Genomic DNA, 24,683 nt, shown 5'->3' on the forward strand with positions numbered 1-24,683 from the left:
TCTGTGGAGGTGAGGGTGTCCCCAATCCCAGGTGAGCCCGGATCGCAGGACTTCGTGGAAGTCCGGCTGCCGGCGGCGGGTGCCTATCTGTCGGTGCTGCGGACGGCCACGGCCGGTCTCGCCGCCCGGCTCGACTTCACCCTGGACGAGATCGAGGACCTGCGCATCGCCGTGGACGAGGCGTGCGCGATCCTCCTCCAGCAGGCGAAGCCGGGAAGCGTCCTGGACTGCGTGTTCACGCTGGTGGACGACGCGCTGCGGGTCACCGTCTCGGCGCCCACCACCGAGGGGCACGCCCCCGAGCGGGACACGTTCGCCTGGACGGTGCTGACCGCGCTGGCCGGTGAGGTGGAATCGACCGTCGGGGAGGACCGGACGGTCAGCATCAGCCTGCACAAGAAGCGCGGCGCCGCCCCCGGAGCGCCGTGACCGGCGCGCAGGGGCCGCCACGGGACGAGGGGGCCGAGGTGAACGAGGTGGAGCAGACGGCACGGACCATTCCGGGCCAGCCGGAGCCCACACAGACCGAGCACTCCGTACGGCCGGGACCCGACGACGAGTCCCAGGCCGCCGGGCATCCGGTGGAGTCCGTACCACGCCGGGCGGCGCACGACCCACGCGACCGCAGCGCCGCCCGCGACCTGTTCGTCACGCTGCGCGGGCTGCCCGACGGGTCGCCCGAGCGCGCCGAACTGCGCAACACGCTGGTGCGGATGCACCTGCCGCTCGTGGAACACCTGGCACGCCGCTTCCGCAACCGCGGCGAGCCGCTGGACGACCTGACCCAGGTGGCGACGATCGGCCTGATCAAGTCGGTGGACCGCTTCGACCCGGAGCGCGGCGTGGAGTTCTCCACCTACGCGACGCCGACCGTGGTCGGCGAGATCAAGCGGCACTTCCGGGACAAGGGCTGGGCGGTACGGGTGCCGCGCCGCCTCCAGGAGCTGCGGCTGTCCCTGAGCCAGGCGACGGCCGAGCTGTCCCAGCAGCACGGCAGGGCGCCGACCGTGCACGAGCTGGCGCAGCGCCTGAACATCTCCGAGGAGGACGTCCTGGAGGGGCTTGAGTCGGCGAACGCCTACAGCACCCTGTCCCTGGACGTCCCCGACACGGACGACGAGTCCCCGGCCGTGGCCGACACCCTGGGCGCGGAGGACGACGCGCTGGAAGGCGTCGAGTACCGCGAGTCCCTCAAGCCGCTGCTGGAGGAACTCCCGCCGCGCGAGAAGAAGATCCTGCTGCTGCGCTTCTTCGGGAACATGACGCAGTCCCAGATCGCGCAGGAGGTCGGCATCTCCCAGATGCACGTCTCGCGGCTGCTGGCCAGGACCCTGGCGCAGCTGCGCGACAAGTTGCTGGTCGAGGAGTAGGCACGGGCGCCGGGGCCGCACGCCCCGGTGCCCCCGAGGTCACGCCTCGCGCGGTCCGATGCCGAGCGCCTCGGTGGCCGTCGGGTTGATCAGGCAGGCGAGCACGGCGAGCGCCGTCGCCGCCAGGCCGACCGCCGCGAGCGGCCACAGGCCGCCGCTGCCGAGCAGCGTCCAGGCCACCGGCAGGCCGAGGAGCTGGACGATCACCGCGGGGCCGCGGCTCCAGCGGCGCAGCCGCCACAGCCCGTGGCCCGCGGCGAGCGGCAGGACGCCGAGCGCGAGCGCCGTGACGGCCCCGGCGAGCGCCTGGTCGCGGTCGCCCGGGTCACCCGTCACGGTGAGGACCAGCATGACGGCCCCGAGGACCGTGATCACGGCGCCCTGGAGGCCGCACAGGACGGCCGCGGCGCTCACCCTGCGGGGGCGGTCGGCGGGGGCAGGGGCGGCGCCGCCTGCGGTCTTGTCACTCACCCCGCCAGGGTATAGCGGCCCGTGGGCACGTCCGCCGGGCCCGCCTGGGTACGCTGCATCCCATGCGCGCACTTCTCGTGGTCAACCCTGTCGCCACCACCACCAGCGCGCGGATGCGTGACGTGCTGACGCACGCGCTGGCGAGCGAGGTGAAGCTCGACGTGGCGCTGACGGCGTTCCGCGGGCACGCCAGGGACCTGGCGCGGCGGGCGGCGGAGCAGGGCACGGCGGACGTGGTGATCGCCCTCGGCGGCGACGGCACCGTCAACGAGGTCGTCAACGGGCTGCTGCACGACGGACCCGATACGGGCGAACTTCCCCGGCTGGCCGTCGTTCCCGGCGGCTCGACCAACGTGTTCGCCCGCGCCCTCGGGCTGCCGAACGACGCGGTCGAGGCGACGGGCGCGCTGCTCGACGCGCTGCACGCCGGAAGCGAGCGGACCGTCGGGCTCGGCCTCGCGACGGGCACGCCGGGGACGCCGGACGAGGGCGTGCCGCGCCGGTGGTTCACCTTCTGCGCGGGGCTCGGCTTCGACGCGGGGGTGATCGGGCGGGTGGAGTCGCAGCGGGAGCGGGGCAAGCGGTCCACACACGCGCTCTACGTCCGGCAGGTGATGCGGCACTTCCTCGGCGATCCGACGCGCAGGCGAGGGGTGATCTCGCTGCGGCGCGCGGGTCATGACCCGGTGGAGGGACTGGCGTTGTCGATCGTCTGCAACACCTCGCCGTGGACGTATCTCGGCAACCGCCCCATCCACGCGACCCCGGCCGCGTCCTTCGACACCGGCCTCGACCTGCTGGGACTCACCCGGCTGTCGTCGTCGGCGGTCTCGCGGTACGCGACCCAGCTGCTGCTGTCCTCCCCGGAGCGCGGCCCGCACGGCAGACATGTCGTGTCCCTGCACGACCAGACGGACTTCACCTTGCAATCCCAGGTGCCGCTGCCGTTTCAGCTTGATGGTGACCACCTGGGACTGCGAACCAGTGTCTCGTTCACAGGCGTACGCCAAGCACTGCGTGTGATTGTGTGAGCGGAAGGGCGGAAACTCCTTCTACTCGAACGTTTAGCGCAGACTCCACCCGAGGGAAGTAGGGCTGTGAGGTAGGCGACACCAAGGATTCAAAAAAAACTTTCCGGAAGGGGTTGTATCCGCAGCCGAGGTTTGCGAACCTCTTCATGGCGATCGGGACGGCCGGGACATCGGCCCCCTTGAGAGCCCGAATCCCTCCCCAGACTGAGCTGTGGCTCTTTATTTGTCCAGGGATTCGTGAAAGCGTTCACATTCACAAGCAATGTAACTGCAACGTGCAGGAGATGGAGCAGACATGGACTGGCGTCACAACGCCGTTTGCCGCGAGGAAGACCCCGAGCTGTTCTTCCCCATCGGCAACACCGGTCCCGCGCTGCTGCAGATCGAGGAAGCCAAGGCCGTCTGCCGTCGCTGCCCCGTCATGGAGCAGTGTCTGCAGTGGGCCCTGGAGTCCGGTCAGGACTCCGGTGTCTGGGGCGGGATGAGCGAGGACGAGCGCCGTGCGATGAAGCGCCGCGCCGCTCGCAACCGGGCGCGCAAGGCCACCGCCTGAGCGGGTAGGCCACGTCCGGCGGACACGCCCCGTCCGTCATTTGCTGCCCCCCGAGCCGCAGCACGCGCAGCACCCCACGGGTGCCGACCGCGCACCAGCGTTCAGCCCCGCTCCACGACGATCGTCTCGTCGGGGAGCGGGGCTTTTTGCGGTCCACGGGCCGGGGCGGGCGGGCGGCGGTCAGCGCTCGCGCTCGTCGAGCGGCAGGTCGAGCACGACGCGGGTGCCGCCGTCCGTGCCCGCGATCATGTCGAACCGGCCGCCCAACTCGCCCTCGACCAGGGTGCGGACGATCTGGAGGCCCAGGTTGCCGTCGCTGTGCGCGTCGAAGCCGGGCGGCAGGCCGCGGCCGTCGTCCTCGACGGTGACGAGGAGGCGGCCCGCGTCGCGCCGGGCGGCGCTGCGGGTGGCGCCGACCTCGATCGCGCCCCGCTCCCCCGGGCCGAAGCCGTGTTCGAGCGCGTTCTGGAGCACTTCGGTGAGGACCATGGACAGCGGGGTCGCCGTCTCCGCGTCCAGGATGCCGAACTTGCCGGTGCGGCGGCCCGACACCCGTCCGTCCGGGGAGAGTTCGGCGACCATGGCGATGACGCGGTCGGCGATCTCGTCGAACTCGACGCGCTCGTCCAGGTTCTGGGACAGCGTCTCGTGCACGAGGGCGATGGAGCCGACGCGGCGGACGGCCTCCTCCAGCGCGGCGCGGGCGCTGTCGTCCCCCGTGGCGCCGATGCGGCGCGCCTGGAGGCGCAGCAGCGCGGCGACCGTCTGGAGGTTGTTCTTGACGCGGTGGTGGATCTCGCGGATCGTCGCGTCCTTGGTCATCAGCTCGCGCTCCCGGCGGCGCAGTTCGGTGACATCCCGCAGGAGTATGAGGGAACCGATGCGCTCACCCTTGGGTTTGAGCGGGATCGCGCGGAGCTGCACCACGCACTCGTCGCCCTCGATCTCCGCCTCGCGCGGCGCCCAGCCGCTGGCGAGCTTGACCAGGGACTCGTCCACGGGCCCCCGGGTCGGGGCGAGTTCGGCCGTGGTGGGGCCGAGCGGCAGGCCGACGAGGTCGGTCGCCAGCCCGAGGCGGTGGTACGCGGACAGGGCGTTGGGGCTGGCGTACTGGACGACGCCGTCCGCGTCGAGGCGGATGAAGCCGTCGCCGACGCGCGGGGCGCGGTCCATGCCGACCTGCTGGCCGGGGAACGGGAAGGTTCCCCCGGCGATCATCTGTGCCAGGTCGGACGCGCTCTGGAGGTAGGTCAGCTCCAGGCGGCTCGGGGTGCGGACGGTGAGGAGGTTGGTGTTGCGGGCGATGACGCCGAGGACGCGGCCCTCACGGCGCACCGGGATCGACTCGACGCGGACCGGCACCTCCTCGCGCCACTCCGGGTCGCCCTCCCGCACGATGCGGCCCTCGTCGTGGGCCACGTCCAGGAGGGGCCGGCGTCCGCGCGGGACGAGGTGGCCGACCATGTCGTCCTGGTAGGAGGTCGGCCCGGTGTTGGGCCGCATCTGGGCGACGGAGACGTAGCGCGTGCCGTCGCGGGTGGGCAGCCACAGGACGAGGTCCGCGAAGGACAGGTCGGACAGGAGCTGCCACTCGGACACCAGCAGGTGGAGCCAGTCGAGGTCGGCTTCGCCGAGATCGGTGTGCTGGCGGACGAGGTCGTTCATGGAGGGCACACCGGCGAGCTTACCGGGGGCGCGCGAGCGGGCCTCGGACGGCGGGCGCGCGGGGTACGCGCCCCTCCCCCGCCCCGGCACGCCCCGGCGGCGCCGTCCGGTCAGGACTCGACGGCGGCCGGCGGGCGGGGCGAGGAAGTGCCTTCGGAGCATGGACACGGGCGCGGGGCCGGGACAGAATGAGGGCACGGCCGCACATTCTTCTGCTCTCCCCGCACAGGAGGGCAGAGCGAGGCCCCGGCGCTATCTGCCCTGACGGCGTCCTGGGCCCGTAATCGCTCCGGGCTGCGGTGCCGGGAGGGCTGAGGGTCCCTCCGCGGCGCCGCGGCCCGCGGGTGTCACGGCGGCCGGTCCACGGCCGCGCGGGTCTTCAGACGGCGGGCCAGGCGGTCAGGGCGATCTCCGCCACCGCGTCGAGTTCCTGACGGGTCGCGCCGTCGCGCGCCTGCTGGCTCATGCCCTGGAGGACGGTGCCGACGAAGCGCGCAAGCGTGGCCGGGTCGGCGGTCGGCGGCAGCAGTCCCGCCGCCAGGTCCTCGCGCAGCCGGCCCTCGATGGTCCGCAGGTTGCGGTTCCTGATGCCGCGCAGACCCGCGGCGACCTCCGCGCCCGCGTCCTGGTAGTTCACCGCGGACGAGATCACCATGCAGCCGCGCGGACGCCCCGGGGCCGTGAAGACCGCAGCCGCCTCCCGCAGCAGACGGCGCACGGCCGCCCCGCCGGTCGGCTCCTCCGCGAGGGCGACGCCCATGTAGCTCCCCTGCCGTTCGCCGTAGCGCGCGACGCACTCCTCGAACAGCGCCTTCTTGTCGCCGAACGCGGCGTACAGGCTGGGGGCGCCGATCCCCATGACGCGGGTGAGGTCGGCGACGGAGGTCGTCTCGTAGCCGTGCTCCCAGAAGGCGAGGACGGCCTGTTCGAGCGCCGCCTCGCGGTCGAAGGAACGCGGTCGGCCGCGCCGCGCCGTGCCGCCAGGCCCTGTCGTCCGCCGCCCGTCCTCCGTCATGGACCCATTCTATAGCGGTCGCTAGAGATCGCTGCTACGGTTCTTTCTGTAGCGACCACTAGAGAAACGTGGAGGGCGGCGGCATGAGCGCGCTCGCAGGCAGGACGGCCCTGGTCACCGGGGGGAGCAGGGGCATCGGGCGGGCCATCGCCCTGCGGCTCGGGCGGGAGGGCGCCCGTGTGGCGGTGCACTACGCGCACGACGACGCGGCGGCGGGGAAGACGGTCGCCGCCGTCGAGGAGGCGGGCGGCAGCGCGTTCGCCCTGCGGGCGCCGCTCGGCGGCCCGGGGGACGCCGAGGCGCTGTGGGCGGCGTTCGACGCGCGGGCCGACGGCGTGGACGTGCTCGTGAACAACGCCGGGATCACCGGCGAGCGGGCCGGGATCGGCGGGACGACGCCGGAGGACTTCGACCGCGTCTTCGCGGTGAACGTGCGCGCGCCCTTCTTCGTCGTCCAGCACGGGCTCAGCCGGCTGCGGGACGGCGGGCGGATCGTCAACGTCTCGACGGGCCTGACCCTGCGGCCCGGGCTGATGACCGACGTGACGGCCTACACGATGTCCAAGGGCGCGCTGGACCGGTTCACGGTCGCGCTGGCGGCCGAACTGGGCCCGCGGGGGATCACGGTGAACGCGGTGGCGCCCGGCGTGATCGACACGGACATGAACGCGGGCTGGCTCAGGGACGACGACGCGGCCAGGCGGGCGACGGCGGCGATGTCGCCGTTCGGGCGGGTGGGGACGCCGGAGGACGTGGCGGACGTGACCGCGTTCCTCGCCTCGGACGACGCCCGGTGGGTGACCGGCCAGTGGATCGACGCGACCGGCGGCGCCCTCGTCTGAGGACGCCGCCGGGGGGGCGGTACGGGGCCCGTCAGCGCGTCTCGGTGACTTTCGCCAGGGCGCGGGGCGCGTCCGGGTCCTGGCCGCGCGCCAGGGTGACCTCGTGGGCCAGCAGCTGGAGCGGGATGATCTCCAGGATCGGCTGCAACTCCTCGGGGACCCCGGCGGTCGGCAGCGCGAACCCGGCGGAGGCGGCGTCCACCTGGGCCTTGGGCCCGATGACGACGAGGTCGGCGCCGCGGTCCTTCAGCCGGTCGAGGACGGGCTGGAGCGCCTGCCCGCCCCGGCCGTCGGTGACGATGGCGATGACCGGGGAGACGTTGTCCACCATGGCCAGCGGGCCGTGGAGGAGGTCGGCGCCCGAGTAGGACAGCGCCGGGATGTAGCTGGTCTCCATCAGCTTGAGCGCCGCCTCCTTGGCCGTCGGGTAGCCGTAGCCGCGCGAGGTGAGGACCATGCGTTCGGCGAAGCGGTAGCGGCCCGCGAGCTGCCGTACCTCGGGGGCCCGGCCGATGATCTCCTCGGCGAGCGCCGGGAGGTCACGGGCGGCCCCGGGGCCGTCGCCGCCGCGCAACCCCTCGACGAAGAGGTACAGGGCGAGCAGTTCGGCCGTGTACGTCTTGGTGGCGGGCAGCGCGCGCTCCGGGCCCGCCAGGACGTCGATGTGGTACTCGGCGGCCTGTGCGAGCGGGGAGGCCGCGTTGTTGGTGACGGCCAGGGTGATCGCCCCGGCCTCCCGGGCCGCCGTGGTGGAGGCGACGAGGTCGGGCGAGCCGCCCGACTGGCTGACGGTCACGACGAGGCAGCCGTCCAGGTCGGGCTTCGCGTCGTAGGCCGTCGTGGTGGACATGGAGGTCAGGCCGCAGGGCTTGCCGAGCAGGATCTCCAGCAGGTACTTCGCGTAGAGCGCCGCGTTGTCCGAGGTGCCGCGGGCCGTGAGCAGGACGAAACGCGGTTCGCGTGCGGCGATGCGCGCGGCGGTCTCCCGGATGGGGCCCGCGCCCTCGGTCAGCAGGCGCCGCAGGACGGCGGGCTGTTCTGCGATCTCGGCGGCCATGATGCTGCCGGGCTCGTGCGTGCTCATCGGGCGGTGGCCTCCGTCCGGCCGGTGAGGATCTCGGCGGCGGCCAGGCCGCAGACGCGGGAGGCGCCGTGGGTGGCGAGGTGGACGGCGCCCACCGGCGCGGCGTGCGGGACGCCCATCTCGACGACGGCCGTGTCGGGGCGGGCGGCGATCAGCCCGTCGAGCACGGCGGCCATCCAGCCGTGGCGGTGCAGGTCGCGGACGACGGCGACCACCGGCCGGTCCCCCGCCGCGGCCAGGACCTCGGCGAGCAGGCCGTCCGTGCCCAGGCGCGCGGCGTCGGCGGCGTCGTGGCCGCCGGTGGTGGTCTCGGGCAGGAAGCGGCTCAGCTCGGCGGCGACGCCCCAGGGCGTCTGGTCACCGGCCGCCATGTTGGCGCCGGGCGAGAACGAGACGACGTGCGGCGCGCGGCTCAGCGGCCGGAGCGGTCCCGCGCCGTCGGGGCGGGTCACCTCGACGGCGCGGCGGGCGGCGACGAGGCCGATGCCGCCGGTCGCGGGCTCGGGCGCGGCGGCTGCGGCCAGGACGCGGGCGCGCTCGGTGGCCGTCCAGCGGGCGAGGGCGCGGACCCGTTCGGCGGCGTCGTGGAGGCGTTCCTCGGACAGCTCGCCCGTCCGGACGGCCGTGACCAGGGCGTCGCGCAGGCGCAGGACCTCGGCCTCGTCGGAGGGCGTGCCGCCGATGCACAGGGCGTCGGCCCCGGCCGCCACGGCGAGGACGCAGCCGTGGTCGAGGCCGTAGGTCTCGGCGACGGCCTTCATCTCGATGGCGTCGGAGAAGATCAGCCCGTCGTAACCGAGGCCGCCCTCGCTCTCGGGCGCGCGCAGCAGGCCGGTCAGGACGGTGTGGCTGAGCGTGCCGGGCCGCTCGGGGTCGAGGGCGGGCAGCAGGATGTGCGCGCTCATGACGCTGCGCGCACCGGCCGCTATGGCGGCCTTGAACGGCACCAGCTCGCGGGCGTGCAGGGTCTCCAGGTCGATGTCGATGCGGGGCAGGGCGTGGTGGGAGTCCACGTTGGTGTTGCCGTGCCCGGGGAAGTGCTTGACGCAGGCGGCGACGGCCGCGCCCTGGAGCCCCTCGACGTACGCGACGGTGTGCCGGGCGACGAGCTGCGGGTCGTCGCCGAAGGAGCGGACGCCGACGACCGGGTTGTCCGGGTCGGAGTTGATGTCCGCCGAGGGCGCCCAGTTGAGGGTGATGCCCGACTCGGCGAGGCGGCGGCCCATCTCGGCGGCGACCTGCCGCGTCAGGGCGGGGTCGTCCACGCTGCCGAGGGCGTGGTTGCCGGGGTAGGACGAGCCGCCGTGCACCTCAAGGCGCGTGACGTCGCCCCCCTCCTCGTCCACGGCCACGATGACGTCGGGTCTGGCGGTGCGCAGCTGGGCGGTGAGGCCCGCGAGCTGCTCGGGCGACACGACGTTGCGGCCGAAGAGGCCGACGCCGGTCATGCCGTTGTCGAGCTGGCGCAGCAGCCAGTCGGGGGCGGTCGTGGTGCCGGTGAACGTCGGCTGGAGCACGGCCAGCGCGTCCCGGGTCAGGGTGTCGGAGTCGGGTACCACGGTCGTCATGGCGGAGCGCTATCCCTTCACGGCACCCGCGGCCAAGCCGCCGGTGACCCGTCGCTGGAAGAGGAGGAACACGAGGAGCACGGGGATGGTGAACATGGAGGCGGCGGCCATGGTGGCGCCCCAGTCGCTGCCGAAGGCGGTCTGGAAACTGGTGAGCCAGCGGGGCAGGGTGTCGGTGCCCGGCGCCTTGTTGATCACGGACACCATGGCGTACTCGTTCCACGCCAGGATGAAGCCGAACAGCGACGTGGCCATCAGACCGGGCGCCAGCAGCGGGAAGATGACCCGGCGGAACGCCTGGGTCCGCGTACAGCCGTCGATCAGGGCGGACTCCTCCAGCTCCCTCGGGACGGCGGCGATGAAGCCGCGCAGGGTCCAGATGGTGAAGGGCAGTGCCATGACGAAGTAGACGAGCAGCAGGGTGCCGATGCTGTTCAGCATGGAGAGGTCACGGGCGTTCAGGTACACGACGATGACCAGGACCTCCCACGGCGCGAGCTGCGCGGCCATCACCGTGAGCACCATGGCGCGCTTGCCGCGGAAGCGCATGCGGGCGAGGGCGTAGGAGGCGAGCAGCGCCACGGAGAGGGCGACCAGGACGGCGCCGATCGTGACGACGAGGCTGTTGCGGACGTACGTCCAGAACAGGTCGGCGTTCTGGGCCGTCGTGTAGTGCTCGAAGGTCGGGACGAAGAAGAAGACCGGGTCCTTCGTGAGGACCTGGGAGTTCTCCTTGAAGGAGGAGGAGAACATCCAGTAGACGGGGAACAGGAAGATCGCCGAGAGGACGAGCGCCACCCCGTTGAGGGAAAGCTTCCGCACGTTCACGCGTCCTGCTCCTTCTCCTGCTTGAGGATGAGGCGGAAGTAGAAGGACATGGCGACCAGCAGGATCAGGATGGTGAGCACGGAGATGGCCGCGCCCGTGCCGTACTGGTTCTGGCCGATGCCCTCGACGTACGCCATGACCGGCAGCGTCTCGGACTCGCGGTTGGGCCCGCCTCCGTTGAGCGCGTAGACCTGGGGGAACGCCTTGAAGACCCAGATGATCTCCAGGAAGGTGGTGATGAGGAAGAACGGCCGCATGATCGGGGCGATGATCGACCAGAAGATGCGCCAGCTTCCGGCGCCGTCCATGCGGGCGGCTTCCAGGACCTCGGCGCTGACGGTGGTGAGACCCGCGTAGAGGTTGAGGGCGACGAAGGGGATGGAGCCCCAGATGATGAGGATGCCGGCGATCGTCAGTGTCGAGATGCCGGAGTCGAACCAGTTGTGGTCCTCGTAGCCCTCGAAGCCGAGCGTGCGCATGGCCCAGTTGGCGACGCCGAACTGGGTGTCGAACAGCCAGCGGAACACGGTGGTGGCCGCGATCACCGGCATGGCCCAGGCGACGACCAGGCTGAGCGACAGGACGAGCCGCATGACCGGGCCGAGCTGGCGCAGCAGCAGCCCGACGAGCGTCCCGATGATCATGATCAGGGCGACGTTGACCGCGGTGAAGACGAAGGTGCGGGCGACGGAGTCCCAGAAGCGGTCCATCTCCAGGACGCGCCGGAAGTTGTCCCAGCCGGTGTACTCGGTCGTCCGGCTGATGAGCTGGCGGCGGCCGAACTCCTGGAAGGAGATCAGGACGTTGCGCACCAGCGAGTAGCCGAGGACCGCCGCCAGGGCCGCCACGGCGGGGGCGATCAGCAGGTACGGCACCCAGCCGCCCGGCAGCCGCAGCCCCGCGCGGCGCCGGGGGCGCTGCCCGCCGGGCACGGTTCTGCGAACCGGGGGTACGGGCGGTGGTGGTGCCTTCTCGATGTCAACGGTCATGCGTGCCTTCCCTCGCACGGCGAAGGGGGTGCCGCCCGGCCGGACGGCGGGCGGCACCCCGGTGACGCGTGGTTACTCGCGGTTGATCCGGTCGGTGATCTCCGCGTCGGCCTCCTCGGCGGCCGACTGGTAGTCGTCACCGTTGAGGGCCCTCGTCATCAGTTCCTTTATCGGGTTGGGCTCGGTCTCGACGTTGGTCCATCCGGTGGTGAGCGGCGGCAGGAAGCCGAAGTCAACCGGCTGGACCATCGCCTCGGCGAAGCTGCCCGCCTCGGGGCTGGCCGTGACGTCGGAGCGGTTCGGGACGACGCCGCCGTTGTTGGCGTCCACGTAGCGCTGCGCCCACTCCTGGGAGGTGGCCATGCGCAGCCACTCGGCCGCCAGCTCGCTGTCGCCCGCGCGCTCGGAGATCGCGAGGTTGGAACCGCCCAGGAAGACGTGGCCGAGTTCGTCGGCGGTCTTGCCGGGGATCGGGAAGTAACCGAAGTCGGCCTCGCCGCCCGCCTCCTCGATGGCGGCGGTGGCGCCGGCGGCCTCCCAGCCGAGGCCGATCCAGGAGGCGACCTCCTGGTTGGGCACGACGTCGGTGGACTGCTGGGGCTCGGCCTCGTCGTTGTCGGTCGGCGAGTCGGAGAAGCTCTGGAGCTGGGCGTAGAAGTCCATGGCGGCCTCGCCCTCGGGCGTCGCCAGGCCACCGGCCCAGCCGTCGCCGTCCTCGACCGCGAAGCTGCCGCCCTCGTCGGCCAGGAAGCCGCCGAGCACGTAGTACGACTGGCCGGGCAGGTAGATGGGCTCGGCCTCGGTGTTCTCGTCGATGGCCTCCAGCGCGGTGATCCACTCGTCGCGCGTGGTGGGCACCTCGGCACCGGCCTCTTCCCAGACGCTGCGGTCGTAGATGACCACGCGGTTGGCGCCGTACCACGGCACGGCGTAGAGGGTGTCGTCCACCTGGGCCGAGTCGAGCATGGACGCGGTCCACGGCTCGCCCGCGAAGTCACTCAGGTCGGCGAGCCCGCCGGTGTTGGCGTAGCCGACGGTCTGGGTGTTGCCGATCTCCAGGACATCGACGGTACCGTCCTCGGAGAGGGCCGTGGTGACCCGCTCCTGGATGCCGTCCCACTGCTGGATCTCGACGTTGACCTCGACGCCGTGCTCTTCCTCGAACGCCGCGTTCAGTTCCTGCACCCAGGCGTCCGGCGCGGAACCGTCCATCAGCCAGACGGTGATCGAGTCGGCGCCGCCGCCGCCCTCACCACCGCCGCCGCCGCCCCCGCCACTGCCGTCGTCCCCGCAGGCGGCCAGGACCGCCGTCATGGCTGCCACACCGACCGCAGCGACCAGCTTGTGCTTCACGTCACGCTCCCTTCGTTCCGTATTAATGGTGTAGACAAGAGGTGTAGACCAGTTGCCCGGGAGCTTGGACTAGACCAAGACAGGGTGTCAAGAGACCACGAGCGGCGTGCGCCGTCCGTTACCGGACCGACATCCGCCCGGGAACAACGGGGCACTTCGGCCCGTGCCACGATGTGAGCTTCGAAGTCACGGAGGAAACCGGTGACGGCAGGACAGGACAGCTCGGAAAGGCGTGCGATGGCCAGGGACGGGAGTCCGATGACCGGCGCGGGCACCGGCCCGGAGGGAGCGGACCGGACACGCACCGCGCGCGTCCCGAAGTACTACCGGCTCAAACGCCACCTCCTGCAGATGACGGAGACCCTGCCGCCCGGCACCCCCGTGCCGCCCGAGCGTTCGCTGGCCACCGAGTTCGACACCTCGCGCACGACCGTCCGCCAGGCCCTCCAGGAACTGGTGGTCGAAGGCCGACTCGAACGCATCCAGGGTAAGGGCACCTTCGTCGCCAAGCCCAAGGTTTCGCAGGCTCTTCAGCTGACTTCCTACACGGAGGACATGCGCGCCCAGGGTCTTGAGCCGACCTCGCAGCTCCTGGAGATCGGATACATCACCGCGAACGAGCGCCTGAGCGGCCTGCTCGACCTGCCGGAGGGCGGGCGCGTGCTGCGCATCGAGCGGCTGCGGCTGGCCAGCGGGGAGCCGATGGCGATCGAGACGACGCACCTGTCGCAGGAACGATTCCCGCTGCTGCGCCGCTCCCTGGTGCGCTACGCGTCGCTGTACACGGCGCTGGCCGAGGTGTACGACGTGCACCTCGCGCGCGCCGAGGAGACGATCGAGACGTCCCTGGCGAACCCGCGGGAGGCCGGTCTGCTGGGCACGGACGTGGGGCTGCCGATGCTGATGCTCTCGCGCCACTCCCGCGACACGCGCGGCGAGCCGGTCGAGTGGGTGCGCTCGGTCTACCGCGGCGACCGGTACAAGTTCGTGGCGAATCTCGAACGGCCGCACGAACCCCACGAGCCCCACGGGCCCCGCTGATCGAATCCGGGGCCGCCCGCGCCCGTACGCCCCATGGCCATCGGCCGCCGACTGCCCTAGATTCCCGGGCGTCGGTCAAGGACGACGGCGGGAGAGTGCATCGTGCGGACAACTCCATTACGACAACGGCCCCGGGCGGGGTCCATCGCCATCTGGACCGTCGTCGCCGCCGTCGGCGCGCTCGGCTGGTCGATGCTGGCGCTGGCGCGCGGCGAGGAGGTCTCGGCCGCCTGGATGGTGGCGGCGGCGCTCGGGACGTACGCGATCGGGTACCGGTTCTACTCGAAGTTCATCGCGCGGCGCGTCCTGCGGGTGGACGGCACGCGGGCCACCCCGGCGGAGCGGATGGCGGACGGGCTGGACTACCACGCCACCGACCGCCGGGTGCTGCTCGGCCACCACTTCGCGGGCATCTCGGGCGCCGGCCCGCTGGTCGGGCCGGTGCTCGCGGCCCAGATGGGCTATCTGCCCGGGACGATCTGGATCATCGTCGGCGTCATCTTCGCGGGCGCCGTGCAGGACATGGTCGTGCTGTTCTTCTCGACGCGGCGTGACGGCAAGAGCCTGGGGCAGATCGCGCGCGAGGAGATCGGCCTGGTCGGCGGCGTCGCGGCCGTCCTCGCGATCTTTAGCATCATGATCATCATACTGGCGGTGCTCGCGCTCATCGTGGTGAACGCGCTCGCCGAGTCGCCGTGGGGCACGTTCTCCGTGGGCCTGACGATCCCGATCGCGCTGTTCATGGGCGTCTACCTGCGCTACCTGCGCCCCGGCCGCATCGCCGAGGTCACGGTCATCGGCGTCGCGCTGCTCCTGCTGGCGATCGTCTCCGGCCGCTGGGTGGCCAACTCGGGGCTCGCCGAGGCGTTCACGCTCTCGCCCGGCTCGCTCGTCGGCTGGCTGGTGATCTACGGGTTCGCGGCGTCGGTGGCGCCCGTGTGGCTGCTGCTGGTGCCGCGCGACTACCTGTCCACGTTCATGAAGGTCGGCACGATCGGGCTGCTCGCGCTCGCGATCGTCGTGACGCTGCCGACGCTGCGGATGGAGGCGGTGACCGATTTCGCGTCCAACGGGGACGGGCCGGTGTTCGCCGGTTCGCTGTTCCCGTTCGTGTTCATCACGATCGCCTGCGGCGCGCTGTCCGGGTTCCACTCGCTGATCTCCTCGGGCACGACGCCGAAGATGATCCAGAAGGAGACCCAGGTCAGGACGATCGGCTACGGCGCGATGCTGATGGAGTCGTCCGTGGCGGTCATGGCCATCACGGCGGCCTGCGTGCTCGACCCGGGCACGTACTTCGCGATGAACGCGCCGCCCGCCGTCATCGGCGACACCCTCCAGGCGGCCTCGGAGACGATCACCTCCTGGGGCTTCTCGGTGACCCCCGACCAACTCGCCGCAGCCGCCGCCTCGGTGGAGGAGGAGTCGCTGCTGTCCCGCACGGGCGGGGCGCCGACGCTGGCCCTCGGCCTCGCGGCGATCTTCGCGGACTTCCTCGGCGGCGACGGGATGACCTCGTTCTGGTACCACTTCGCGATCATGTTCGAGGCGCTGTTCATCCTGACGGCCATAGACGCGGGGACGCGCGTCGGGCGGTTCATCCTCCAGGACGCCCTCGCGAGCCTCCACCCGCGGCTGGGCCGCTTCCGGGAGACGAACTGGCTGCCCGGCGTCTGGATCAGCAGCGCGATCGTCGTCTCGCTGTGGGGCTACCTGCTGTGGGTCGGCGTGCACGACCCGCTCGGCGGGATCAACACGCTCTATCCGATCTTCGGCATCTCGAACCAGCTCCTCGGCGCGGTGGCCCTGGCCGTCTGCACCGTCCTGCTGGTCAAGTCGGGGCGGCTGAAACACGTCTGGGTCACGCTCCTGCCGCTCACCTGGGTGTCGGTGATCACGCTGACCGCGAGCTGGCAGAAGGTGTTCTCGGGCGACCCGGCCGTCGGCTTCCTCGCCCGCCGCGACCTGTACCAGGACGGCATCGACGCGGGACAGCTGCTGACCGGCGCGCGGGACATGGACGACATGCGGACCATCGTCAGCACCGCGACGCTCGACGCCGCCCTGTCCGCCGTCCTCGCGCTGCTGGTGCTCGTCGTGTTCGCCGACGCGCTGCGCGTGTGCGTGAAGGCCGTCAGGCGCCCCGGCTCGGTGACGCTGGCCGAGGCGCCGTACGTCGAGTCGCGGATCGTCGCGCCCGCCGGGCTGATCGCGACGAAGGAGGAGCGCGCGGAGCTGGCAGCCGCCGGGCTCGGCGCCGGGGGCGGCATCCCCCGGCAGGCGGACGGCGAGCGCGCCGGTACGGCGGAGGCGCGCGAGTGACGCGGCACGCCGCCACCGCCGCGCCGCGCCGCGCGCTGGCCTGGCTGCGCTGGTACGTGACCGAGTTCACGGGCGAGAACGCGTACGCCCGCCATGTCGCGGAGCTGCGGCACGCCGATCCGGACGCCGAGGTGCCGAGCCGCCGCGCGTTCGAGCGGCGGCGGGTGGAGGCCCGCTACGGCGATCCGCGCGACGGCGGCGGCCTCGGCTGCTGCTGAACCGGGTGAGGGGCCGTCACGCCGCGTGGTGTGACGGCCCTCACTCGTCTTCCTGGCCCTTCCCGGTAACCGCCCGGCCGCCGCCCGACGTATGAAGGGGGGACGAGCCGGGCGGGCGGCCCCCGGCGTGCGGGGCGGAAGGGGAACGGTGGCGGTGCGGGGCACTTCGGGGGGCGCGCGGACATGACGACACTCACCGCCGCGGGCGGGCGTGAGGCGGACGCGGACGCGGGGCCGATAGCCGGGCGGCGCGCGCCGTCGTGGCGGAGGCCGCGCGCCGACCCGTACTGGCTGGCCGGTGCGTTCTTCGTCCTGTACACGGCCGTCTCGGTGACGCGGCACCTGCGCTGGGAGAGCCGCTCCTGGGACCTCGGGATCTTCGAGCAGGCCGTCCGCTCGTACGCGGGCCTCCAACTGCCCGTCTCGGACCTGAAGGGCCGCGACTTCGCGCTCCTGGGCGACCACTTCAGCCCGGTGACGGCGCTGATCGCCCCGTTCTACCGGATGTTCCCGACCCCGGTGACGCTGCTGGTCGCGCAGGCCGCGCTGTTCGCGCTCGCGGTGGTGCCGGTGACGCGGGCCGCCGCCCATCTGCTGGGACGGTCGGCCGGGGCGGCGATCGGCGCGGCCTACGGGCTGTCGTGGGGCGTGCAGGAGGCGGTGGACTTCGACTTCCACGAGATCGCGTTCGCCGTGCCGCTGATCGCGTTCTCCCTGGAGGCGCTGCTGAAGGGGCGGCACCGGGCGGCGCTGTGGTGGGCGCTGCCGCTGCTCCTCGTGAAGGAGGACCTGGGGCTCACGGCCGCCGCGATCGCCGCCGTGGTGGCCCTGCGGGCGCGCGGCGGGCCCGATCCGCGGATGGTGCGGCGGGCGGTCGGCTTCGCGGTGGTCGCGGCGCTGGCGTGCCTGGTGACGATCGCCGTGCTCATACCGGCGTTCAACTCGGGCGGCGGCTACGACTACTGGACGAAGGTCGGCGAAGGCGACGGGCCGCTGCGGACGGCGTTCACGGACGCGGACCAGAAGCTGCGCACGCTGCTGTGGGTGCTCGTGCCCACCACCGGGCTGCTCGCGCTGCGTTCCCCGCTGCTGCTGGTCCTGCTGCCCACGCTGGGCTGGCGGTTCGTCTCGCACGACCCGCACTACTGGGGCACCGACTGGCACTACAGCGCCGTCCTCATGCCGGTGACGGCCCTCGCGCTGGCCGACGCCGTGGCCCGTACGCGCGCGGACGGGCCACGGCCCTGGCTGCGCGCGTACGCGGAACGGCTGCCGCTCGGCGTCCTGGCCGCCGCGCTGGCGCTCAGCACGACGCTGCCCGTGGCGGGGCTCACGCACGCGGCGACGTACCGGCAGGGCGAGGCGGCCGAGGCCGGGGAACGCGTCCTGTCGGTGATTCCCGACGGCGCGGAGGTCGCGGCCAACGTGCGGCCGATAGCCCATCTGACGGCGCGCTGCCGGGTCTTCTGGATCGGCAACACGGACGGGCCCGCGCCGGAGTACATCGCGTACTGGGACCCGGCGCGGACGGCGGAGGAGCTGACGCAGTACGCGCACCGTATCCATCCGGACGGCGTGTACGACGTCGTGGCGCAGGAGGCCGGGTTCTGGGTGCTGCGCATGCGGTGACGGACGGGGTGAGGCCGTGGCCGATTGTCAGTCCCATCCGTCACACTGTGTGCATGGATATCGTGATCAGGGAAGCGCGGGACGACGAGCTGGAAGCCGTGGGCGAGTTGAGCGCGCGGGTGTACCTGGAGGGCGGGCTGCTCGCCTTCGGCGCGGACGACCCGTACCTCGGGGTGCTGCGCGACGCGGCGCACCGTGCGGCGCACGCGGAGGTGCTGGTCGCCGTGGAGCGGGACGGCGGGGCGGAAGGGGCGGGCGGTGAACGGCTCCTCGGGAGTGTGACGTTCGTCGGCCGGGGCGGCGCGTTCGCCGATCTGGCCGGTCCAGGCGAGGCCGAGTTCCGGATGCTCGCGGTGGACGGGGCGGCGCGCGGCCGGGGGGCGGGCGAGGCGCTGGTGCGGGAGTGCCTGCGCCGGTCGCGGGAGATCGGCGCCCGGCGTGTCGTGCTGTCGAGTCAGTCGCAGATGCACACGGCGCACCGGCTGTACGAGCGGCTGGGGTTCGTTCGGGCGCCGGAGCTGGACTGGGAACCGGTGCCCGAGGTGCGGCTTCACGCGTTCGCACATGAGCTTGCCGACGCGCCACGTGACGACCACAACATATAGGGCAGTCCGCCGCGCGCGACACAAGATGTATGCTCATCTCGCTGTCGTCGCAGGGGAATCCGGTGTGATTCCGGAGCTGTCCCGCAACGGTGTGTGATACGCCGCTTCGTACCGTGTGTCACGAGTCCGAGCACCTGCCGACGGTTTCGAACACGTCCGGGCCTCGTGGGTTGGGTCGGCGGACGCGTGCGGCATGTGTTTGCCCCGCTACACGCATGCCCGCAGGCGCCCGGTGCTCCCTGCCCGCGAACGCCCATCGAGCCATCGCGATTCGAGGGAGTTCACGTCACCGTGACCATTGCACCCGTCGCCCCCGCGGAGCCGGTCTCAGACGCGCTGTCGCGCACGCTGACCGAGCTGGCCGCCGACCTTCCCGCGACCGACCCCGCCCGGGTCGCCGCCGCCGTCCGCCGGGGTCGGCAACCCGGCGCGGGACCGGTCGAACTGCGCGCGCTCGCCATCGACGCCGCGGCCTCCCTCATCGCCGAGGAGCCCGCGTACTCGAAGCTCGCGGCCCGGCTGCTGACCCTGGCCGTGCGCGACGAGGCGGCGGGACAGGGCGCCGTCTCCTTCTCCGCGTCGATCACGGTCGGTCACCGCGAGGGGCTCATCTCGGACCGCACCGCGTCCTTCGTGGCGCGCCACGCCGCGGCGCTGGACGCGCTGACGGAACGTGCGGTCGCCGACGGCGCGGACGACCGCTTCGAGTACTTCGGGCTGCGGACCGTCGAGTCGCGCTACGTGCTGCGGCACCCCACCACGCGCCGCGTCATCGAGACGGCCCAGCACTTCCTGCTGCGCGTCGCCTGCGGCCTGGCCGAGGACGAGTCGCCGCAGGCCCTCGCCGAGGTCACCGAGCTGTACCGGCTGACGAGTTCGCTGGCGTACCTGCCGTCCTCCCCCACCCTGTTCAACTCGGGCACCAGCCACCCGCAGATGTCGTCCTGCTACCTGCTGGACTCCCCGCTGGACGAGCTGGACTCCATCTACGACCGCTACCACCAGATCGCGCGGCTCTCCAAGCACGCGGGCGGCATCGGCCTGCCCTACTCGCGGGTGCGCGCCCGCGGTTCCCTGATCAGGGGCACCAACGGCAAGTCGAACGGCATCGTCCCGTTCCTGCGCACGCTCGACGCGTCCGTCGCCGCCGTCAACCAGGGCGGACGCCGCAAGGGCGCGGCCTGCGTCTACCTGGAGACCTGGCACGCGGACATCGAGGAGTTCCTCGAACTGCGCGACAACACCGGCGAGGAGGCCCGCCGCACCCACAACCTGAACATCGCCCACTGGATCCCGGACGAGTTCATGCGCCGGGTCGAGGCGGACGGCGACTGGTCGCTGTTCTCCCCCGCCGAGGTGCCCGAGCTGGTGGACCTGTGGGGCGACGACTTCGACGCCGCCTACCGGCGCGCGGAGGCGGCAGGTCTCGCCGAACGGACGGTGCCCGCCCGCCAGCTGTACTCCCGCATGATGCGGACCCTGGCGCAGACCGGCAACGGCTGGATGACGTTCAAGGACGCCTCGAACCGGACGGCGAACCAGACGGCGCGCCCCGGCTCCATCGTCCACTCGTCCAACCTGTGCACCGAGATCCTTGAGGTGACCGACGACGGCGAGACCGCCGTGTGCAACCTCGGCTCGGTCAACCTGGCCGCCCACCTCGGCACGGACGGCGGGATGGACTGGGAGCGGCTGGACGCGACGGTGCGCACGGCCGTCACGTTCCTGGACCGCGTCGTGGACCTGAACTTCTACCCGACCGACCAGGCCGCCACCTCCAACTCGCGCTGGCGCCCGGTGGCGCTGGGCGTGATGGGCCTCCAGGACGTCTTCTTCCGGCTGGGCCTGCCGTTCGACTCCCCCGCCGCCCGCGAGCTGTCCACGCGGATCAGCGAGCGGATCATGCTGGCCGCCTACGAGACGTCGTCCGTGCTCGCCGAGCGGCACGGCCCGCACCGCGGCTGGGCCGACACCCGCACCGCCGACGGCGTCCTCCACCCGGACCACTACGCCGACGCCACCGCCGCGTGGCCCGAGCGGTGGGAGGCGCTGCGCGCCCGCATCGCCCGCACCGGCATGCGGAACTCGCTGCTCCTCGCCATCGCGCCGACCGCGACGATCGCCTCGATCGCCGGAGTGTACGAGTGCATCGAGCCGCAGGTGTCGAACCTGTTCAAGCGCGAGACGCTGAGCGGCGAGTTCCTCCAGGTCAACTCGTACCTGGTGGCCGAGCTGAAGCGGCTCGGGCTGTGGGACGAGACGACGCGCGCGGCCCTGCGCGAGGCCAACGGCTCCGTCGCCGAACTCGACGGCCTGCCCCAGGAGCTGCGCGACCTGTACCGCACCGCGTGGGAGCTGCCGCAGCGCGCGCTGATCGACATGGCCGCGGCCAGGACGCCGTACCTGGACCAGAGCCAGTCGCTGAACCTGTTCATGGCCGCGCCGACCATCGGGAAGCTCAGCTCGATGTACGCCTACGCCTGGAAGCGCGGCCTGAAGACGACGTACTACCTGCGGTCGCGCCCCGCGACGCGGATCGCGCGCTCCGCCAGGGGCGCCGTCGCCACCGTCCCCACCCCCGCCCCGGTTCCCGTGGACGAGCAGGCCGTGGCCTGCTCGCTGGAGAACCCCGAGTCCTGCGAGGCATGCCAGTGACCACCGCCCGGGAGACCAAGAACCTGCTCGACCCCGGCTTCGAGCTGACGCTGCGCCCGATGCGCTACCCGGCGTTCTACGAGCGCTACCGTGACGCGATCAAGAACACCTGGACGGTCGAGGAGGTCGATCTCCACTCGGACGTGGCCGACCTCGCGAAGATGTCGCCGGGCGAGCAGCACCTGATCGGGCGGCTGGTGGCGTTCTTCGCGACCGGTGACTCGATCGTCGCGAACAACCTGGTGCTGACGCTGTACAAGCACATCAACTCGCCGGAGGCGCGGCTGTACCTGTCGCGGCAGCTGTTCGAGGAGGCCGTGCACGTCCAGTTCTACCTGACGCTGCTGGACACGTACATGCCCGATCCGGACGACCGCGTCGAGGCGTTCGCGGCGGTGGAGAACATCCCGTCGATCCGGGAGAAGGCGCAGTTCTGCTTCCGCTGGATGGACTCGGTGGAGGACATCGCGCAGCTGGAGTCGCGGGCCGACCGGCGCCGGTTCCTGCTGAACCTGATCTGCTTCGCTGCGTGCATCGAGGGGCTGTTCTTCTACGGCGCCTTCGCGTACGTGTACTGGTTCAGGTCGCGCGGGCTGCTGCACGGGCTGGCGACGGGCACCAACTGGGTGTTCCGGGACGAGAGCTGCCACATGGACTTCGCGTTCGCCGTGGTGGACACGGTCCGCGAGGAGGAGCCCGACCTCTTCGACGAGGAGATGGAGCGGCAGGTCACGGACATGCTGCGGGAGGCCGTGGAGGCCGAGCTGCAGTTCGCGCGCGACCTGTGCGGTGACGGCCTGTCGGGGATGAACACCGAGTCGATGCGCGAGTACCTGGAGTGCGTCGCGGACCAGCGGCTGGCGCGGCTGGGTCTGAAGCCGCTCTACGGCTCGCAGAACCCGTTCGGTTTCATGGAGTTGCAGGACGTCCAGGAGCTGACGAACTTCTTCGAGCGGCGGCCGTCCGCCTATCAGGTGGCCGTCGAGGGGAACGTCGCGTTCGACGACGACTTCTGACGGGTGTCCCGGCCGCGGGCCGGGACGGGTGCGGGTTCCGCCCGGTCGGCCGTGTGCCGACCGGGCGGCCGTGTCGTCCGGCGTGTCATCCGGCGAGGAGGCGCAGCCCGCCCGCGGCGATCCCGCACAGCCCGACGGCGGCCCGTAACAGCCGCCGTCGGCCCGTCTCGCGGCCTCGGCCGAGCATCCCGGCCAGCAGCAGCATCGCGCCACCGATGAGGAAGGCCCACGCGGCGACCTCGTGCATCGTCTCCTCCAAGTCCCTTGCGGTCCGGCCGGGTTGACCCGACGGTCACCGAGGATAACCCTCGGTGACCGATGGTGGGTCTCCGGCCGGGCCGCGGGGCGCGGGGTCAGACGGGGGTCTCCACCGGCGCGGGGCGCTCGGCGGGCGCGGGGGCGTCCGGCCGCGGGCGTGCGCGGGGCAGGAACAGCGCGGGCAGCAGGGCGAGCACGATGAGCAGGGCGGGCCACACGTACGTGTGCCGGAAGGCGTCGGCGAGCGCCGGTGCGAGGGCGTCCCTGACGGCAGGTCCGGCCGCCTGCACGGCGCCGAGGGTCCCGGTGTCCCGCGGCAGGGCGTTCTCGATGTTCCCTGCGAGGACGACGGAGACCAGCGCGGCGCCGATCGAACTGCCGATCTGGGGTGCGATGCCGAGGATGGTGCTGACGACCGGGACCTCGCCCTGGGGCACGCCGCGGCTCACGGCCGTCATGATCGGCATCATCGTCGAGCCGACGCCGATGCCCATCACCACCAGCGGGGTGAGCAGTCGCCAGTACGGGGTGTCCGCGCCGACCTGGGTGACGAACGCGGCGAAGCCGAGCCCGGCCGCCGACAGGCCGAAGAGCACCAGGCGCCCCGCGGCGACGCGGCCGTACAGGCGGCCGACGACCTGGAGCGTCAGCCCGGTGGCGAGGGCCTGCGGTATGCCCAGCAGACCGGCGGACGTGGCGCTCTCGCCGCGCGCCAGTTGGAGGAAGAGCGGCAGCAGGAGCATGGAGCCGAAGTAGGCGGTGGTGAACAGGGCGAGGGTGGCCACCCCGGCGCCGGTGGTGCGGCGCCGCAGGATGCGCAGGTCGAGCAGGGGGTGGCGTGCCGTCAGCGCGCGGGCGGTGAAGGCGCCGACCAGCAGGACTCCGGCGGCGGTGGGCAGGAGGGTGCCCGGGGCGGTGAAGTCGCCGCGTTCGCCGCCGGTGGCCAGCCCGTAGAGGAGCAGGGCGAGCCCAGGGGAGAGCGCGAGCAGGCCCGGTACGTCGAGCCGTACGCCGCCGCTCGGGTTCTCGCGGGGGAAGAGGCGTCCTGCGGCGAGCAGGGCGAGGGCGCCGATGGGCACGTTGACGAAGAAGATCCACCGCCAGGACACGTCGTCCACGAGCCAGCCGCCCAGGGTGGGCCCGGCGAGCGGGCCGATCAGGACGGGCAGGCCCATGATGCTCATCATGCGGCCCAGGGTCTCGGGGGTGGAGGCGCGGACGACGATCGTCATGCCGACCGGCATCACCATGCCGCCGCCGAGCCCTTGGAGGACGCGGAAGAGGATCAGGGACTCGGTGCTCCAGGCCAGTCCTGCGAGGGCGGAGCCGAGGGTGAACAGGCCGATGGACAGCAGGTAGAGCCGCCGGGTGCCGACGCGGGCGATGGCCCAGGCGGTGAGGGGGATGACGGCGGCGAGGGCCAGGGTGTAGCCGGTGGCGACCCACTGGAGGGTGGCGAGGGAGGCGTCGAACTCGTCGGCGAGCCGGGCCAGCGCGACGTTGACCACGGTCACGTCCAGCACGGTCATCATCGAGCCGAGGACGACGACGGCGGCGGTCGCCGCGGGGGAGGCGGCGCGCGTCATGACACGTACGGGGTGGTCGCGCGGGCCTCGCGCAGCGCGTGGGCCCACCAGGCGAGTCGGTTCAGCATGCCGGTGGCGGCGTCGGTCGGGCCCTTGGGTTCGGTGAGGAAGCCGTCGGTGTCGAAGTGGTTCCAGACACCGTGGAAGCTGACCGTGTCGCGGACGGTGACGGCGTGCAGTTCGGCGAAGACGGTCCGCAGCTGCTCGACGGCGCGCAGGCCACCGGAGAGGCCGCCGTAGGAGACGAAGCCGACCGGCTTGGCGTGCCATTCGTGGTTGTACCAGTCGATCATGTTCTTCAGACCGGCGGGGAAGCTGTGGTTGTACTCGGGGGTGACGACGACGAAGGCGTCGGCGGCGGTGAGCCTGGCGCCCAGTTCCTCGTGGCCCCCGCCGCGCATCGTCAGGGCGAGCGGGGTGTCGGCGAGATCGACGATGTCCACGTCGATCCCGCCGTGCCGGGCCGCGAGGTCCGCGAACCAGCGGGCGACGACGGTGCCGAACCGGCCCTCACGGACGCTGCCGATGATGAGGGCGACCTTCAGGTGCGGTGCTGCCGGGGACATGGCGATCTCCTCTGCTGT

At 72.2% G+C, this 24,683-nt stretch carries 23 protein-coding genes and 1 riboswitch; of the genes, 12 read left to right on the plus strand and 11 right to left on the minus strand.

Translation table 11 applies throughout. From position 1 onward, the window contains the following. Nucleotides 1-15: 15 nt before the first annotated feature. The gene (locus IF27_RS05870; protein WP_052848272.1) at nucleotides 16-429 is read left to right on the plus strand and encodes an ATP-binding protein; all 414 of its coding nucleotides are present in this window, start codon (nucleotides 16-18) and stop codon (nucleotides 427-429) included. Next, nucleotides 426-1,370, plus strand: coding sequence for an RNA polymerase sigma factor SigF (locus IF27_RS05875; protein WP_223290932.1), 945 nt, complete (start codon nucleotides 426-428; stop codon nucleotides 1,368-1,370). The genes IF27_RS05870 and IF27_RS05875 overlap by 4 nt, the downstream gene beginning before the upstream one ends. A gap of 39 nt (nucleotides 1,371-1,409) precedes the next feature. Here the strand turns inward: IF27_RS05875 and IF27_RS05880 are convergent, their stop codons facing one another. Further along, entirely contained in the window at nucleotides 1,410-1,841 is a 432-nt protein-coding gene (locus tag IF27_RS05880) for a hypothetical protein (protein ID WP_052848273.1), read from the minus strand. A 62-nt stretch (nucleotides 1,842-1,903) separates the two neighbouring features. Between IF27_RS05880 and IF27_RS05885 the strand changes: the two genes are divergently transcribed. Together IF27_RS05885 and IF27_RS05890 are read left to right on the plus strand one after the other, a co-directional pair. Beyond that, the gene (locus tag IF27_RS05885) at nucleotides 1,904-2,872 is read left to right on the plus strand and encodes a diacylglycerol/lipid kinase family protein (protein WP_052848274.1); all 969 of its coding nucleotides are present in this window, start codon (nucleotides 1,904-1,906) and stop codon (nucleotides 2,870-2,872) included. Nucleotides 2,873-3,167: 295 nt separating this feature from the next. Beyond that, a complete protein-coding gene (locus tag IF27_RS05890) occupies nucleotides 3,168-3,425 on the plus strand; it encodes a WhiB family transcriptional regulator (protein ID WP_019433310.1) in 258 nt (85 codons plus the stop codon). 180 nt (nucleotides 3,426-3,605) lie between these two features. Here the strand turns inward: IF27_RS05890 and IF27_RS05895 are convergent, their stop codons facing one another. Together IF27_RS05895 and IF27_RS05900 are read right to left on the minus strand one after the other, a co-directional pair. Next, nucleotides 3,606-5,090, minus strand: coding sequence for a sensor histidine kinase (locus IF27_RS05895; RefSeq protein ID WP_052848275.1), 1,485 nt, complete (start codon nucleotides 5,088-5,090; stop codon nucleotides 3,606-3,608). Between the two features lie 379 nt (nucleotides 5,091-5,469). Continuing rightward, nucleotides 5,470-6,105 (minus strand): TetR/AcrR family transcriptional regulator, encoded by a 636-nt coding sequence (locus tag IF27_RS05900; protein WP_052848276.1) that lies wholly within the window; start codon nucleotides 6,103-6,105, stop codon nucleotides 5,470-5,472. Between the two features lie 83 nt (nucleotides 6,106-6,188). On the opposite strand from IF27_RS05900, the gene IF27_RS05905 reads away from it, so the two are divergent. After that, a complete protein-coding gene (locus tag IF27_RS05905; protein ID WP_052848277.1) occupies nucleotides 6,189-6,947 on the plus strand; it encodes an SDR family oxidoreductase in 759 nt (252 codons plus the stop codon). Between the two features lie 31 nt (nucleotides 6,948-6,978). Here the strand turns inward: IF27_RS05905 and IF27_RS05910 are convergent, their stop codons facing one another. From IF27_RS05910 to IF27_RS05930, 5 genes are all read right to left on the minus strand, one after another. Further along, nucleotides 6,979-8,031 (minus strand): SIS domain-containing protein, encoded by a 1,053-nt coding sequence (locus IF27_RS05910; RefSeq protein ID WP_052848278.1) that lies wholly within the window; start codon nucleotides 8,029-8,031, stop codon nucleotides 6,979-6,981. Beyond that, a complete protein-coding gene (locus IF27_RS05915) occupies nucleotides 8,028-9,599 on the minus strand; it encodes a glycoside hydrolase family 3 protein (protein WP_052848279.1) in 1,572 nt (523 codons plus the stop codon). Before IF27_RS05915 ends, IF27_RS05910 begins: the two co-directional genes overlap by 4 nt. 9 nt (nucleotides 9,600-9,608) lie before the next feature. Continuing rightward, entirely contained in the window at nucleotides 9,609-10,427 is an 819-nt protein-coding gene (locus tag IF27_RS05920) for a carbohydrate ABC transporter permease (protein ID WP_052848280.1), read from the minus strand. Then, nucleotides 10,424-11,416, minus strand: coding sequence for a carbohydrate ABC transporter permease (locus tag IF27_RS05925; protein WP_110945579.1), 993 nt, complete (start codon nucleotides 11,414-11,416; stop codon nucleotides 10,424-10,426). Before IF27_RS05925 ends, IF27_RS05920 begins: the two co-directional genes overlap by 4 nt. 72 nt (nucleotides 11,417-11,488) lie before the next feature. Then, nucleotides 11,489-12,769, minus strand: a complete 1,281-nt coding sequence (locus IF27_RS05930) for an extracellular solute-binding protein (RefSeq protein WP_052848281.1) — start codon at nucleotides 12,767-12,769, stop codon at nucleotides 11,489-11,491. A 237-nt stretch (nucleotides 12,770-13,006) separates the two neighbouring features. Between IF27_RS05930 and IF27_RS05935 the strand changes: the two genes are divergently transcribed. The 7 genes from IF27_RS05935 to IF27_RS05965 all read left to right on the plus strand — a co-directional run bounded on the left by IF27_RS05935 (nucleotide 13,007) and on the right by IF27_RS05965 (nucleotide 22,255). Further along, a complete protein-coding gene (locus IF27_RS05935; protein ID WP_420821987.1) occupies nucleotides 13,007-13,810 on the plus strand; it encodes a GntR family transcriptional regulator in 804 nt (267 codons plus the stop codon). 192 nt (nucleotides 13,811-14,002) lie between these two features. Continuing rightward, nucleotides 14,003-16,132, plus strand: coding sequence for a carbon starvation CstA family protein (locus IF27_RS05940; RefSeq protein ID WP_052848283.1), 2,130 nt, complete (start codon nucleotides 14,003-14,005; stop codon nucleotides 16,130-16,132). Further along, entirely contained in the window at nucleotides 16,129-16,350 is a 222-nt protein-coding gene (locus tag IF27_RS05945; RefSeq protein ID WP_052848284.1) for a CstA-like transporter-associated (seleno)protein, read from the plus strand. Before IF27_RS05940 ends, IF27_RS05945 begins: the two co-directional genes overlap by 4 nt. A gap of 183 nt (nucleotides 16,351-16,533) precedes the next feature. Continuing rightward, entirely contained in the window at nucleotides 16,534-17,979 is a 1,446-nt protein-coding gene (locus IF27_RS05950) for a DUF2079 domain-containing protein (RefSeq protein WP_052848285.1), read from the plus strand. A 53-nt stretch (nucleotides 17,980-18,032) separates the two neighbouring features. Beyond that, nucleotides 18,033-18,584, plus strand: a complete 552-nt coding sequence (locus IF27_RS05955) for a GNAT family N-acetyltransferase (protein WP_052848451.1) — start codon at nucleotides 18,033-18,035, stop codon at nucleotides 18,582-18,584. Next, nucleotides 18,578-18,740: riboswitch (cobalamin riboswitch) on the plus strand. (Overlaps the previous gene by 7 nt.) A 135-nt stretch (nucleotides 18,741-18,875) precedes the next feature. Then, nucleotides 18,876-21,239: a ribonucleoside-diphosphate reductase subunit alpha gene (locus tag IF27_RS05960; protein WP_110945580.1), complete on the plus strand. Its 2,364-nt coding sequence runs from the start codon at nucleotides 18,876-18,878 to the stop codon at nucleotides 21,237-21,239. Then, nucleotides 21,230-22,255 carry a ribonucleotide-diphosphate reductase subunit beta gene (locus tag IF27_RS05965; protein ID WP_110945581.1) on the plus strand — a complete coding sequence of 342 codons (1,026 nt, stop codon included), beginning with the start codon at nucleotides 21,230-21,232 and terminating at the stop codon, nucleotides 22,253-22,255. The genes IF27_RS05960 and IF27_RS05965 overlap by 10 nt, the downstream gene beginning before the upstream one ends. Before the next feature lie 85 nt (nucleotides 22,256-22,340). On the opposite strand, the gene IF27_RS30880 is transcribed toward IF27_RS05965, so the two are convergent. The 3 genes from IF27_RS30880 to IF27_RS05975 all read right to left on the minus strand — a co-directional run bounded on the left by IF27_RS30880 (nucleotide 22,341) and on the right by IF27_RS05975 (nucleotide 24,665). After that, nucleotides 22,341-22,502: a hypothetical protein gene (locus IF27_RS30880; protein ID WP_190232830.1), complete on the minus strand. Its 162-nt coding sequence runs from the start codon at nucleotides 22,500-22,502 to the stop codon at nucleotides 22,341-22,343. Nucleotides 22,503-22,608: 106 nt separating this feature from the next. Then, nucleotides 22,609-24,099: a DHA2 family efflux MFS transporter permease subunit gene (locus tag IF27_RS05970; RefSeq protein WP_052848287.1), complete on the minus strand. Its 1,491-nt coding sequence runs from the start codon at nucleotides 24,097-24,099 to the stop codon at nucleotides 22,609-22,611. Then, nucleotides 24,096-24,665, minus strand: a complete 570-nt coding sequence (locus tag IF27_RS05975) for an NADPH-dependent FMN reductase (RefSeq protein WP_052848288.1) — start codon at nucleotides 24,663-24,665, stop codon at nucleotides 24,096-24,098. Before IF27_RS05975 ends, IF27_RS05970 begins: the two co-directional genes overlap by 4 nt. Nucleotides 24,666-24,683: the final 18 nt, after the last annotated feature.

It is taken from the genome of Streptomyces avicenniae (genome assembly GCF_000719135.1).
Lineage (GTDB): Bacteria > Actinomycetota > Actinomycetes > Streptomycetales > Streptomycetaceae > Streptomyces > Streptomyces avicenniae.